Below are 14,735 nucleotides of genomic sequence, written 5' to 3' on the forward strand. Positions count from 1 at the left end.
ACTCGCCTAATGGCCAACGCCCAATTCCCGGAAGTTCGGTTTCGCGGCAAATTGCGCCCTTCCCAGCAAGATGCGGTGGAGATTGCCCGCAAAAGCCTTGATTCCGGCGAGCGGCAGCTCTATGTCGTCGCTCCGCCGGGCTCGGGAAAGACCGTTTTGGGTCTTTATCTCTGGGCCGAATGCGTCAAGCGTCCAGCGCTGGTCCTCTCTCCCAATTCGGCCATCCAAATGCAATGGGCGGCGCGGACCGACTTGTTTGATCGCACGCCTCCCGGCGGCGAACTGGCCAGCACCGATCCGAAGCTCCCCGGCCTGTTGACTTCGCTGACCTATCAATCGGTCACATTGCCGCGCCGCGGTGATGACGGACTGGATGACGCAGCGCTTGAACTCTGGCGCAGCAAGCTGATCGAAAAAGAAGCGGCTCGCGATCCCGCAGAGGCCCGCATTTGGATTCGCGATCTGCAGAAACACAATCGCGACTATTACGATCAACGTCTGTCCGCCTATCGCAAAGAGATTCGAGACGAAGCGAGCCAGCGCGGGGATACGCTCGACATGCTGCATCGTTCGTCGCTAGCGACCCTCGATCGCTTGAAGACGCAGCAGATTGGGCTGATCATCTTGGACGAGTGTCATCATCTGGTCGGCCATTGGGGACGTGTGCTGGCCGACGCCGCGGTGATGTTCGACAACCCAGTCATCCTGGGACTGACGGCGACGCCCCCGGATGCCGATAACAAATCACCCCAAGACTTCGAGCGCTACACCACCTTCTTTGGCCCGATCGATTACGACGTCCCGGTCCCGGCGGTGGTGAAGGACGGCTTTCTGGCGCCCTACCAAGACCTCGCGTACTTTGTGCGGCCCAGCGAAGCCGAGTTGCGCTATGTCGCTAACGCCGATGATCTGCTGCACGAGATTGTCGATCTCGCCAGCGCACCGCGCGATGGTAGCGCAGCCCCCCCGGAAGTCGTCGCCGCCAAGCCGGTCAAACCGCTGACATCCGAGCCGACCGAAGAAGAACAGCCGCCGATTCAGCTGCTCGACCTTTCGGCGCTGCAAGTCGTCGGTTCGGCGGAAGCGGCCTACGCCGAAGAGGCCGAGTCTGAACCAACCACCGCAGTCGATCCGGTCGCCGTCGCCGCAGAAGAAGTCGAAACCATCGCCGACGCGCCCCGCATCGCGCCGCTCCCCGCGTGGCTGCTGGCTTCGCTCGCCGAAAAGCGGCATGCGGCGCAGAAATTCAACACTTGGTCCGCCTTTGAACGTCGCGATCCCGAGTTCGCCGCCGCGGCCCGCGTCTTCTTACAAATGCGCGAGTTGGCCTTGCCCGAGGATGTTCCGCCTGCCGAGTGGGATCCAGCCGCCGAAGCTCCCGAGATGGCGATCCTCGTTCCCGTGCTGGATCGTTACGTCCGACACGCGCTGCGACGTTCTCCGAATTCGGACGACCACGCGCTGGCTCGCGACATCATCACACGACTGCGGATGCTCGGCGTGCAGATTACCGAAACCGGCTGTCAGGCCTGCGCCTCGCCGGTCGGTCGCGTGCTGGCGTACTCGCGTGAAAAAGCCCGCGCTGTCATACCGATCTTGCATGCCGAGATCGCGACGCTCGGAGATTCGATTCGCGCCATCGTGGTCGCCGACTACGAGAAGACCGCCGCAGTCATGCCCGAAACGGCCGATCTGCTCGACGAAGAAGCGGGGGGCGCCGTCGCCGCATTTCGGATGCTGCTGCAAGATGAACAAACCGATCGGCTGCAACCGATTCTGGTGACCGGCTCCAGCGTGCTGATCGATGACGATCTGCAACCGCAGTTTGATCATGTGGCGCATGCCTGGCTCGAGAAAGAAGGGTTTCGCGTCGAGCTGGAATATGGCGAAGAAGAAGGGTTTTGCGTCGTCCGCGGGCAAGGCGCCGACTGGTCGCCGCGCGTCTATATCGAGATGATCACCCAACTCTTCCAACAAGGCGTGTCGCGCTGCCTGGTCGGTACCCGCGGTCTGTTGGGCGAAGGTTGGGACGCCAACAAGATCAACGTCTTGATCGATCTGACGACCGTCACGACGAGCATGTCGGTGCGGCAACTTCGCGGGCGATCGTTTCGGCTCGATCCATCCGTGCCCGAGAAAGTCGCCAACAACTGGGACGTGGTCTGTATCGCGCCGGAGTTCAGCAAGGGGCTGGACGACTACGCCCGCTTCCGCAAGAAGCATGACAATATCTACGGCGTGACCGACGACGGCGAGATCGAAAAAGGGGTCGGCCATGTCCATGCCGCGCTGACCGATTTGCGTCCCGAATTACTGGAAGACTCGGTTCGTCTGCTCAACGGCGACATGCTGGTCCGCGCCGGCCGGCGGACGACCGCCCGCGAACATTGGAAGATCGGCCAACCCTATCACGGCGAGCCGCGGACGACGCTGGAAGTTCGACTCGATCGTGACGAGCGCGAGCAATCCGGCTTTCCGCCGTTCGCCGCCAAGGGTGAAGTGTGGCGCGACGATTCGTTAGCGATGAGCATCGGGACCGCGATCTTGTCAGCCCTGGCCGAAACCAAGCAGATTTCGCCAGCGGCTCGGCCGCAGGTAAAATCGCGAGCCGGCGGCTACGTCCGGATGTTCCTCGACGACGCAACCGAGGAAGAGAGCGAACGATTCGCCACAGCGCTGCGTGAGGCGCTCGGCCCGCTGCATCGCCCCCGGTATGTGGTCCCGCGGAAGTTGCGTTTCTCGACGCCCACATTTTGGTCAAAGTTATTGCCCCAATTTTTGGGTCAGTATCTCGAACAACAAAATGACGAGATGGTGATGCTGCACGCAGTGCCGTCAGCGCTGGCCAAAAAGAAAGAGAGCGCCGAGATCTACGAAAAATATTGGAACCAATACGTCAGCCCCGGCCAGGCCCTGTTCTCGCTCCGCGGCGCCGGCGAAGACCTCCGCATTGAAGCCGAAAAAGCAGGCCTCACCCCACGCGGCTCGTATCATGAGAAAGAAGTTTTTTCCTAATCGCTGGATGACCTGATGCCAAATTCAAATTGGATTCTACGATTCCCGGCGATCATCTTACTGACGTCGCTTGTCGGCTGCGAAACGAAACCACCTCCAACGCTTGCTGACGACGGTGGATTTCAGTTGATCTACAAAATCAGCGAGAACGAGCAAAAACTCTCGGAAGCGAAAATCTTGCAGCATATCGACGATCGCCTCCAGAACTACGCCCAAGTTTCCGCTCATGCTCACTACGGTGCGGACAAAACCGTGATCGTCGATTTGCCTGCCGCCGATGATGAGCAGCAACAACTTTGTCAAAAGATCTTAAGCCAACCGGCCCGAATCGGCCTGAGGATCATCGCCGACCCGACCATCGACGTCCCCCTATTTGCGGTCGCGGATCAAAGCGATGCCCCCAGCGTGACCACTCCTGCAGGAGAGAATGCGATTTGGACGGCGATCGACCAAAAACTCGACTTGAAAGCCGGAATGTCGACGCGAGATTTTGGCGGAGTCGCTCACGCTTTGTTGATTCAACAGCAAGACGACATCCATGGCCAACACTTTTTGTCGTTTCAAATTGCAAGTGATCCCAATATGGGTCTCGGGATTGAGTTTGCGATGACACCTGCCGGAGCGAAACATCTTCGCCGTCTGACGCAGGCCAATTTGCAGCGAAGATTGGCGATCGTCTTTGAAAACAAAATCATCTCCGCCCCTACGATTCAAGCGACAATCGGCGAGCGCGGAATCATTACAGGCCGTTTCACTCAAGCAGAAGTCGAGCAGCTCGTCGAAACCGGCGAACTCGCGAAACATGGCGAAATCCCCCAACTCGTTTTGATCTCGTCTAAGAAAGTAGAGTAGAGTCCGCTGTGGGGACCAAGACCTGCCCAAGAGCGCCAATTCGCCATCGCGTGGCCACACGCAATCGCACCGCCGGTTGCGTGGCCATGTCCATGAATGGGGCCCGGCGTTCTACAGCCGCCGATTACTCTTGAATTAATTGGAACCACTTTTCCGCCTGGAAAGTATGATCAGCCCGGTCTTTCACCGTAACTCCATCCAACTTCAGATCGACCTTCGCAACATTATAGGTGGATGTGTTCCTGCAGAGGACCTGGATGACGACTGTCTCTCCTGGTGAAATATCCGACTCGTTGGAGGTTTCTTTGCCGACATAGCCGCCGTCACGATCATAAAGGGTCGCCGAAATTCCCAGGTAGCTCAGGTAGGCTTGCGAGCTATTTTTAACCTGAACGTGGAGATACGTATATTCGCCGACTTGCTCTTTCTTCAGCAGCTTGGTCACGATGGTCGCACCTTCGAGGTTCCATTTCGCAATCAGCTCTTGCTCTTTCTGCGCTTTGATTTTTTCATCATCCATCGCCCATTTTCTTTTGGACGCTAACCAATCAATTCTGGGACCTTCGCTGGTCTGGATCACGATATAGTTGGCGATGTTATTCTCGACCGTCACTTGGACCAGCAAGGCGCCGTTCTTACTCAGGTCTCCGATGATCGGATGGATCTTGTAGGAGGCTGGTCGGACGTATCGCTCGTAGTGCGCTTCCATCACCGGCCGAGCCGCTTCCGGATCTCGTAACAAGGGAAGTCGTTCCGGCCAGGTTTCCGCTTGCATGTAAGCCGTCATCAACCGCTCCGCCGTCCAACTTTTATCCGGAATGTTGGGATCAATTTTTCCCCGATGCTTGGGAGGCGGCTGCAGGAAACTGGGAAGCGATCGATTGGCGAGCACGCTCTCTAGATTAGCGGTGCGATTCTCCAGTTCTTCAAAGTCATTTCTAAGATTCGCCAGCTCGACTTGCAAATCGGTCGATCCAGGTTTCGCGTTCAACCAGATTGCGCCCCCCAAAAGCGCAAAGCAGATAATGACAATCAGAGTGATGGTGCTTGCCGGCTTCATTTTTCCTCTCCCAAACAGACGCTCTATACCACCAACCCTACCTCACCCCATACGCGGGGGTCGGCAAAATTGCCTCTCGACAAAGCGTACGGCGTTGGGATCCATTGCGGGGTGACGAACCGCCGGCGGTCCGTAATGCCCGGCGAAAGAAAACTGCGCCAGCCCAGAACCGGTGGACAAACCAACGATGCGGTCCGGTCCAACGAAGAAAACCGTAAGGCCAGGCCTTGGCCTGCCGCAGCGTAAAAGCCCACAAATTAACCCTCCGGCAAACTAGATAAGTTGACGCAAAAAAAATCAGCGGTCCGGTCCAACCCATCGTGCAAATGAGGAATGTCAAAACCAGAACATCAAGCCACCCGACAGGGGAAAGTCTGCAACTTCGCCATTCAGGACTTTGGGGCATTCCTTCGACATTTGGATTTCGACATTCGGCATTTTTCAACAGTCCAGTCCGATCCAATCCCCCCGCAGCGAGTCCATGAACAACAGCCCTCCTCAAAAGCGCCCTCTGTTTGGACGCTTCGTTCCGGCCAGTACGCCCCGATCGGCGGGTTCTGGGGTGGAAATTGCTGGACCGGGCCGGTTTGCTTGTGTTCGTCAAAATGCGCAACTACGATATACGCTGGAAGTTGCCGCTATTTTGCTGGGTGCTATAGGATCGCTAGAGCGGGCGTTTTCGTCCCCTCTTTTCTCAGGATGAGTCCCTCCTTCGGCCTTTCCAACATGGGGTGCAAGCACAGACTTGGCCCACTTATCTTGTCAACTAATCCATTCAATCGCTTCGGTTTGAATCTGTAGGGAGATTCGTTTGATGACGAGGAACGTTGTCTCGGCGTCGGCTGTCGCCGCACTGCTGTGGCTGGGAAACCCGTGCGTCGTTTCGGCTCAAGAGCCGATCGTCGTCGAGCTCTACGGCCAAGGCGTGCATCAGTTCAATCGCGGTGAAATGTCGGAGGCGTTCATCACGCTCTCGACCGCCATCGACCAAGGTTCGAAAGATCCGCGGGCCTATTACTTTCGAGGGCTGGCCCTCTGGAACCTGGGTCGTCCGGAACAAGCCGAGCTCGATTTTGAGGAAGGCGCCAAATTGGAGCTGACCACCGATCGCTCGTTCGCGATCGGCAAATCGCTCGAGCGCGTCCAGGGCTCGGCTCGTTTGAAGCTGGAAGACTATCGCCAAAAAATCCGCGTCCAGGAGTTCATCGCTCGTAAGCAGTGGGAACGCCAACGCTATGAATTATTGAAACAGGCCGAAGAAGAAGTTCTGCGCGGCGCCGCGCCGGCCAGCGCCACTTTGCCGGTCGAACCTAAAGCGTCGGATCCGACCGATCCGTTTGGAAGCGGCGAAGCGGTCTCGCCGGGCGCTCCGACGCCCACGCCTCCCACCACTCCGGCCGAACCGGCGACGCCGGCGAGCGAAGACCCGTTTGGATCGTCTGCCGAACCGGCCATGCCGGCGCCGATGAACGACGACCCGTTTGGATCTCCGACGACTCCGACCGAGGATCCGTTCGCCGCGCCGACCAAGCCAGCGATGGAATCCGCCCCCGGCGCTCCGGCGACCAACGATCCTTTTGACGCCGGCGCCGGTACGACTCCCGCGCCGAACAATGTTCCCGAAATGGAAAACGCCGAAGCGACGCCTTCGCTCGACGATCCCTTTGGCGGATCGGCCAAACCGGCGATGGACGATCCGTTCGCCGCGCCGACCAAGCCGGCGATGGAATCCGCCCCCGGCGCTCCAGCGACCAACGATCCTTTTGACGCCGGCGCCGGTACGACTCCAGCGCCGAACAATGTTCCCGAAATGGAAGACGCCGAAGCGACGCCTTCGCTCGACGATCCCTTTGGCGGATCAGCCAAACCGGCGATGGACGATCCGTTCGCCGCGCCGACCAAGCCGGCGATGGAGTCCGCCCCCGGCGCTCCGGCGACCAACGATCCTTTTGACGCTGGAGCCGGTACGACTCCCGCGCCGAATAATGTTCCTGAAATGGAAACTGCCGAAGCAGGTCGTGCGCCGCTTCGCGGCACGGCCAATGCAATGGAAGGCGCTGCAGCCGCCGGCGGATCGACGACCCGCGTGGTTGGCGCCGCGATCAGCGCGATCGGCAGCGCGTTTACGCCGAAGCTGAAAACGCCTAGCGTGCCTGGCCTGAGCGGCCCCTCGGCTCCGGCCAGCGATGATCCGTTCGCGGCTCCGGCCGACATGAAGCCAGCTGCTTCGGATGATCCGTTTGGCGCAAGTCCGGCGCCGGCCAGTGATGATCCTTTCGCGACGCCCGCTTCGGATGACCCGTTTGGCGCGACTCCGCCAGCCGCGATGAAACCAGCGCCGGCGAATGACGATCCTTTCGCGGCGCCCGCGTCGGATGACCCGTTTGGCGCGGCTCCGGCGAAAGAGATGGAAGCGAAACCGGCCGCCGGCAGTTCGGACCCGTTCGCCGATCCTTTCGCCAACTAAGAGGCCTCGCAAGAATTTGCGGGACTCAAGCAAAAAAAATGATTAAAGTAAAGGACGCCGGAATTGCTCTGGCGTCCTTTTTTTCATACCCGCCCCAGCTCCCGCCTATCCCTCCGCTTAATTGAAGAGAGCCCCGAACCATGCTGCGCGCCGCATCGCTTTCGCTCGCCTTCTCGCTGCTGGCAACCCACAGTTGGGCCGCTCCCACGATTCAAAACGTCACGCCGCGTGGTCTGCAGATCGGAGGCGTCACGCGCATCACCATTACCGGATCAGAACTCGCCGCAGAGCCGCAGTTGCTGCTACCAGACGACGGGACGGCGGTGCTTGTCGGCGAAGCGAAACCGAATCAATTGCAATTTGACGTCACCCTGCCTGCGGAAGCGAAGCCTGGGATTCGCACCCTGCGCGTCAGCAGCGCCACGGGAATTTCGGCCGCCGTCAAAGTCGGAGTCGATGATTTGCCGCAAGCCGCGATCACCGCGTCGATCGAGCAATTGCCGATCGCGCTGACCGGCGACTTGACCGGCGCACAACTCGTCAAAACAGCGTTTGCCGGCAAGCAAGGGGATCGCGTGGTGGTCGATGTCGAAGCGCAGCGACTAGGGAGCAAACTGCGTCCCGTCGTCCGTTTGCTCGACGAGCGCGGTTCGCAGATCGCCTTCTCGCCGCAGCAGGAAGCGATCGCCGGCGACGCTCGCCTAGAGTTCATCCTGCCGCACGACGGACAGTACCTGATTCAGTTGCAAGACGCGCTCTACAAAGGCGCCGGCCCCGGTTACTTTCGGATGAAAATCGGCGATCTGCACTACGCCGATCTGACGTTTCCCTTGGGCGTCGCACGCGAATCTACGGTCGAACTGGAGCCGCTGAGCTCGAGTCTCGGCGATACCAAACTGACGGCCGCGGCGGTCGTCGACTTTGCTCCGACCGTTTCGCCTGCGATTACCGCCGCTCATTTTACCGGCGCAGTTCCTCGTCTGCTGGTTAGTCAAGGCGCCGAGTTCAGCGAACAACGCGAGAAGCCCGGCGAGCGCATCGAAACGCCGGCGGCGCCGGTTACGATCAACGGGCGCTTCCTCGGCGAGAATGAACGTGACGAGTATCTGGTTCCGATTGAGCCCGGCAAGAAGTATCGGGTCGAAGTTCTGGCCCAGCGTTTGGGAACGCCGGTCGACGGCGTGCTGGAGGTTCACAAGTCGCAAGGGGGAAGTCTCGGCTCCAATGACGATCAGCCCAATACGTCAGACTCCGGTTTGACGTTCGACGCGCCGGCCGACGTCTCTAAGCTGTTGATCGTGCTGCGTGACCTGCAGGGTCGCTATGGCCCCGAGTTTGTCTATCGCATTGAAGTCACGCCGCTCTCGATCGGCGATTTTACGCTCACGGCTGACAGTAACGTCTGGAATGTTCCGGCCGGCGGCGTGCTAACCACGGCGGTCACCGTCAAACGCCGCGGCTACGGCGGCCCGATCGAACTGACGTGGGATGGGGAGCTCGAGAACTTCACGCTCTCTGGTGCGACGATTCCGGCTGGTGCTACGGCGACGCTGCTTTCGATTTCGGCGAAATCTCCTGGCCAATTTGAGGTCGCCCGTTTGATCGGCAAAGCGTCGATCGGTGGTCGAGAAGTGGTGAAGAACGTCGTCGTCAAGCCGAGCGACGCCGGCTACGTCACCGCCGACGAAGTCGAAATCGGCTTGGGCGTCGATCAACATTCCAAACTCGGCGTCGCGCTGACGAGCGCGTTCTCGAGCGACAAACTGTCACTGGGCGAAACGTTGACCGCGCCGGTTCAGATCGTGCGCGGTGCAGGCGTCACAGGCCCGGTGCGACTAAAGTTGCTGACGACGCAAGTGACGCCGCAAAAGGAAGTTCCCGATCCGAAGAACGCCAAAAAGAAGATCAAAGTCGACGACGTCGAACGAACGCTGCGTCTGGCGGCGGACGTGATCATTCCGGCCGATCAAACCGACGCACAAGTCCAGATCGCCACGCCGCAAGATCTGGCCGATCACAGCTGGGATCTGGCCATCGTCGCCGAGTTGCTCTCGGCCGATCAGAAGCAAGTGATCGCGACGGCGACGACCTCAGCGCAGCGGTTTTCGCTGGCTTCGCCGATCTACCTGCAACTTGCCGGCGAGACTATCTTTCGCAGGAGCGGCAAGCTCGTGCGGGCCGGCGGATTCCAAGGCGCCGCGACCATTTCGGTGAGCGGATTGCCTGAGGGCGCAACCGCCGAACCGGTCGAAGTGCCGGCCGACAAAAGCGACTACACAATCGAAATCAAACTCCCCGCAGGCGTCTCGACCGCCGCGTTGGCCAATGTCAAAGTGACCGCGACTTCTAAGACTGGGGAGGCCGACGTCACGAGCAATGCAGTCGAAATCTCGCTTCCGATTGCGCCCCAGTGAACAAGTTAATCACCGCATCGATTGCGTGACAGGGCTACGCAACGATTGGTCTCTTCCCGCCAGAGCGCCCCCACCGGTGGACAAACAAAGTTTGACTCGACGCATGTCTGTCACGCTCAACGGACTCGATCAGAAGTCGCGTATCACTCGAAATCTCTCACTTTTCCAGGGAATTGGATAACGCTGTTTCTCGCATTTTCTGACCCACATGTTGTGTACAAGAGCACAGGATCGTGCCAATATTGCATACTAGGAGATACCGGCGGGTCATCCCTGTGACTGTGGCCCACCTTATCAGCGATCGAGAGCATGACTCTCTTTCGCACGTTCACTCGACGCAAGCCTAGGAGCGCGTGGATGTCGTATTCGGGAAGATTGCGATTGGCCGCAATCGGTTGTCTGTTTCTGCTGGCCGCAGCGGCTCTCGCTCAGCGCCCCACTGCTCTCAAGCTAGAAATCCAACCGCACTGGTTCGCCGACGACGCTTTCTGTTGGTACAAGAACGAACTGGGGCATGGAAACTGCGAATATATCCTGATCGATGTCGCGCAGGGAGAACGTCGACCAGCATTTGACCATGCGCAACTTGCCGCCGCGCTGACCAGCGCCGCAGGAGTTGACGCCAAGCCCGAAAAGTTATCGCTGCCGCAACTCTGTTTTCAAGCAGACGCCCAACGCATCTTCTTTCGCGCCGGCGACAAAATCTGGGGTTGCGATCTTGCGATTTACAAACTGAGCGAAGTCAACGAAGAGACGCTCCACAACTACCAAGAGCTGCAACGTCAGGGGACGCCCAGCGCTAGCGGCGATTCTGACGCGTCGATGACGCTGACGTTTCACAACCGGTTGGACGAGCCGGTCGAAATCTTCTGGATCGAACCGTCCGGCGGCGCCGCTACTTATGGACATCTCGCGGCCCACGAAAAGCGCAGTCAGCACACCTACGCCGGACACCTCTGGGAAGCGCGCACGCCAAGCGGTGAAGTGATCGCCAGATTCAAAGCGGCCCACGACGCGACCACTGTGAATATCGAGAAGCAGACGCGGCCCACTCGCGACCGCCGCGCACGCGGAAGTCGCGCACCGCGCGATCGCTCTCCAGATGGCGTTTGGTCGGCGGCGATTCGTGACGGCGACGTGATCTTGCGAGACGTCGACAGCGGTGACGAAACATCGTTAACTTCCGATGGAGACGAACAATCTCCTTATGGTCACCTGCAGTGGTCTCCCGACTCCCAGTCGCTGATTGCGCTGAAGATTACGCCGGGCGATCGGGGTGAAGTTTATCGCGTCGAGTCGTCGCCAACCGGCGGCGGACGCGCGCGGTTGCATACTCACCTTTACCCCTTGCCGGGCGACAAGTTCGCCGCTCACCAGCTGCATCTGTTTGACATCCCGAACAAGCAAGAGATCGCCTGCGACGCCGACATCATCGACTTTGGCGTTCCTCGATTGCGTTTCCGCGGCGATACGGTCACCTACGAGCAAGTGGATCGTGGGCACCAACGGTTTCGTCTGGTCGAAGTTAACCTGCGTACCGGCGGCGTCCGAAACTTGATCGACGAGAAGTCCTCTACATTTCTCTGGACGGCTCACCCCGAAGCGATCGGCGTTCGCCGCGTGACTTGGCTCGCTGGAGACGAGCTGATCTATTGCTCGGAACAAGATGGCTGGCGTCATCTCTATCTCTACGACGCGAAGTCGGGAGAGCTGAAAAACCCAATCACCCGCGGCGACTGGGTCGTGCGCGCTATTGATCGCGTTGATGAGGCCGCGCGTCAGATCTGGTTTCGCGCCAGCGGAATGAATACTGGACAAGATCCTTATCTCGTCCACTTCTATCGGATCAATTTCGATGGAACCGGTCTGACTGCGTTGACCGCCGCGAATGGAAACCACACGATCACCTATTCGCCGACCGGCAAGTACTTGCTCGATCGCTATTCGCGTGTCGACTTGCCGCCGAAGCACGAGTTGCGCCGAGCCAACGACGGTTCGCTGGTCTGCTCGCTGGAAGAGGCCGACATCTCGCCGTTGATCAGCGCCGGCTTCCAACTTCCCGAGGTTTTTTCGGCCAAAGGGCGGGACGGCCAAACCGATATCTGGGGCGTTATCTACCGGCCGCACGATTATGATCCCACGAAAAAGTATCCGGTGATCGAAGATATCTACGCGGGCCCGCACAACTTCCACACGCCCAAAACGTTCAGCACGCAAAATCCTTATCGTGATCTGACCGATTTGGGCTTTGTCGTCGTCAAACTGGACGGCATGGGCACGGCAGGTCGCTCGAAAGCGTTTCACGACGTCTGTTTTCAGAACCTGAAAGACGCCGGATTCCCGGATCGAATTGCCTGGATGAAAGCGGCGGCGGCCGTGGATTCTGGTCTCGATCTGTCGCGAGTCGGCGTCTACGGCGCCTCGGCCGGCGGTCAAAACGCGGCTGGAGCGCTGTTGTTTCATCCCGACTTTTACAAGGTCGCGGTCGCATCTTGCGGGTGCCATGACAATCGCATGGACAAAGCGTCTTGGAACGAACAATGGATGGGCTACCCGGTCGGCCCGCACTACGCGGCTTGCTCCAACATCGAGAACGCCGCACGCCTACAAGGCGCGTTGCTATTGATCGTGGGCGAAATGGACAACAACGTTCCGCCTGAATCGACGCTTCGTTTCGCCGATGCGCTGATCAAAGCCGACAAAGATTTCGATCTGCTGGTGCTGCCTGGCGTCGGCCATTCCAATGGCGGAGCCTACGGCGTGCGTCGTCGCAATCAATTCTTCGTCGAGCATCTCCTCAATCAAGAGTCGCCCAATCACAACGCATCCTCCCCAACGCCGACGCCGCCGTACAAGATCGACTGGCGAAAGATCGAAGCGTCTTCCAATCGCGTCAGCCGTTTGACAGAGCGCTTTCGCGCCGATGATAACAGCTTGCGACGACGCTACTCAATGCGAGAATCTCCCCAACGCCAACAACGGATGCTCAGCTTCTACGCCGATTGGCTAACGACGTTGAAACAATATGACACGCAGGGTCTGACCGCCGCCGAACAGCAGTCGTTCGCCGCGTTGCGTCGCGATGTCGCCGCCCAACTGGCCGAAGTCGCCCACGACCAACGACAAACCAGCGAATTGGCCGAGTTCTTTCCGTTTGCGCCTTCGATTGTCCAACTGGTCGAAGCCCGCCAAGCGTTCGCTAAAGTCGATCCAGAACAAGCGGCCGCCGAGATCGTAAAAATCGCCGAGCAAACCGCAGCGATCCAACAAAAAACGGCGGCCGATCTGGGTTCGCAGGATCCGCAAGTGATCGCAGCTGCCGGCAAACGCGCCGCGCGACTACACGCGGCGCTGAAAGAATGGCATCAATTTTACGATGGCTATGATCCCCTGTTCACCTGGTGGGTCAAGCAGCCGATGGCCGACGCCGACGCGAAACTGGGCGCCTATGTCGACTTGCTGAAGTCGGTAAAGCTAGAGGAAAAAGAAGCAGCAGTCCCAGCAGCGCCGTCGCTCACTGACGAAGCGCTGACTGCAGCGATCGCCGCAGCGCCCCAGTCCGACGACGCCGCGGCGCTCGATCCGTTGCTCGCTCGTTCGGTCGGCAAGCTGGAAGCGGCCATCCAGACGTATCGCCAAGATGCGCGTCGTCATCTTCGTCGCCGCAAAGAAGAAGTGAGCGAAAGCGAACGCGCCGCCTTCTTCGCTACTTGGCGATCGGCGCTCAGCGAGATCGATTTCGCCGCACTCTCGTACGACGATCAAATCGACTACGTCCTCTTCCAGAACGAGCTGGACTATCAAGTTAAGCTTTCGCAGCTAAAGATCCGCGGCGCCGATACGCTGGGATCGGCCAGCACCGACGAGAGCGGCATCAAGGGGATTCCGGTCGGCCGCGAACGACTGCTGCTGGAGCTTCAGCATGAGATGATTCCCTACTCGCCGGAACAACTGCTGGAAATCGCCGAGCAAGAGTACGCTTGGTGCCGCGCCGAAATGTTGAAGGCCTCCCGCGAACTGGGCTGCGGCGATGATTGGCGAGCCGCCGTCGAAAAAGTGAAGCGAATGCATGTCGCTCCCGGCGAACAACCCCAATTGATCAAAATGCTTTCGGACGAAGCGATCGAGTTTCTCAAGCAGCATGATCTGATGTCGATTCCGCCGTTGGCCGAAGAAACCTGGCGAATGGAGATGATGACGCCGGAGCGGCAATTGGTGAATCCGTTTTTCACCGGCGGCGAAATGATCAGCGTCGCGTTTCCGACTGATACGATGCCCCACCGTGACAAGCTGCAAAGCTTACGCGGCAACAACATCCCGTTCGCTCGCGCAACGGTCCATCACGAACTGATTCCCGGGCATCACATGCAGGGGTTCATGAACGATCGCTATCGCACCTACCGCGAAACGTTCCGCACGCCGTTTTGGCTCGAAGGCTGGGCGCTCTATTGGGAAATGCTGCTGTACGATCATGGCTTCCCGCAGACGCCCGAGGATCGCATCGGCTTTCTGGTTTGGCGTTCGCATCGCTGTGCGCGAATCACCTTTTCACTGGGCTTTCATCTGGGCAAAATGACGCCGCAACAGTGTGTTGATCTGCTGGTCGCTCGGGTCGGGTTTGAGCCGATGAACGCCGCGGCCGAAGTTCGCCGTTCGGTCGGACCCAGCTATCCGCCCCTCTATCAGGCAGGCTACATGCTCGGCGGCCTTCAATTCCGTTCGCTGCATCGCCAACTGGTCGACTCGGGCGAAATGTCGGATCGCCAATTTCATGATGCGATCATCCAGCAGAACTTCGCACCAGTGTCGATGGTCAGGGACATCCTGATGCAAAAAGAGTTGACCGCCGACTATCGACCGCAGTGGAACTTTTACGACTTCCAAGAAGCGGAAGCGACGGCGAACTAAGCTGCTGACGCTTCCATCC

General features: G+C 59.1%; 6 protein-coding genes. 5 read left to right on the plus strand and 1 reads right to left on the minus strand.

What is annotated here, in order from left to right; all coding sequences use genetic code 11:
* The first annotated feature begins 9 nt into the window (after positions 1-9).
* On the plus strand, positions 10-3,015 hold the full coding sequence (locus tag DSM3645_RS26610) for a DEAD/DEAH box helicase (protein ID WP_002655771.1): 3,006 nt from the start codon (positions 10-12) through the stop codon (positions 3,013-3,015).
* 15 nt (positions 3,016-3,030) lie between these two features.
* Positions 3,031-3,867 carry a SecDF P1 head subdomain-containing protein gene (locus DSM3645_RS26615; RefSeq protein WP_002655772.1) on the plus strand — a complete coding sequence of 279 codons (837 nt, stop codon included), beginning with the start codon at positions 3,031-3,033 and terminating at the stop codon, positions 3,865-3,867.
* A gap of 124 nt (positions 3,868-3,991) precedes the next feature.
* Here DSM3645_RS26615 and DSM3645_RS26620 read toward each other — a convergent pair whose 3' ends face one another.
* Positions 3,992-4,927, minus strand: coding sequence for an FxLYD domain-containing protein (locus DSM3645_RS26620; protein WP_002655773.1), 936 nt, complete (start codon positions 4,925-4,927; stop codon positions 3,992-3,994).
* An 814-nt stretch (positions 4,928-5,741) separates the two neighbouring features.
* Here DSM3645_RS26620 and DSM3645_RS29085 point away from each other — a divergent pair.
* The 3 genes from DSM3645_RS29085 (at position 5,742) to DSM3645_RS26635 (ending at position 14,716) form a co-directional block, all read left to right on the plus strand.
* Positions 5,742-7,394: a tetratricopeptide repeat protein gene (locus tag DSM3645_RS29085; protein WP_002655775.1), complete on the plus strand. Its 1,653-nt coding sequence runs from the start codon at positions 5,742-5,744 to the stop codon at positions 7,392-7,394.
* A 140-nt stretch (positions 7,395-7,534) separates the two neighbouring features.
* Positions 7,535-9,808, plus strand: coding sequence for a serine proteinase (locus DSM3645_RS26630; protein WP_002655776.1), 2,274 nt, complete (start codon positions 7,535-7,537; stop codon positions 9,806-9,808).
* Between the two features lie 357 nt (positions 9,809-10,165).
* A complete protein-coding gene (locus DSM3645_RS26635) occupies positions 10,166-14,716 on the plus strand; it encodes a DUF885 family protein (RefSeq protein WP_002655777.1) in 4,551 nt (1,516 codons plus the stop codon).
* The last annotated feature ends 19 nt before the right edge of the window (positions 14,717-14,735 follow it).

The sequence above is a fragment of the Blastopirellula marina DSM 3645 genome, assembly GCF_000153105.1.
In the GTDB taxonomy this organism is placed as follows: domain Bacteria; phylum Planctomycetota; class Planctomycetia; order Pirellulales; family Pirellulaceae; genus Blastopirellula; species Blastopirellula marina.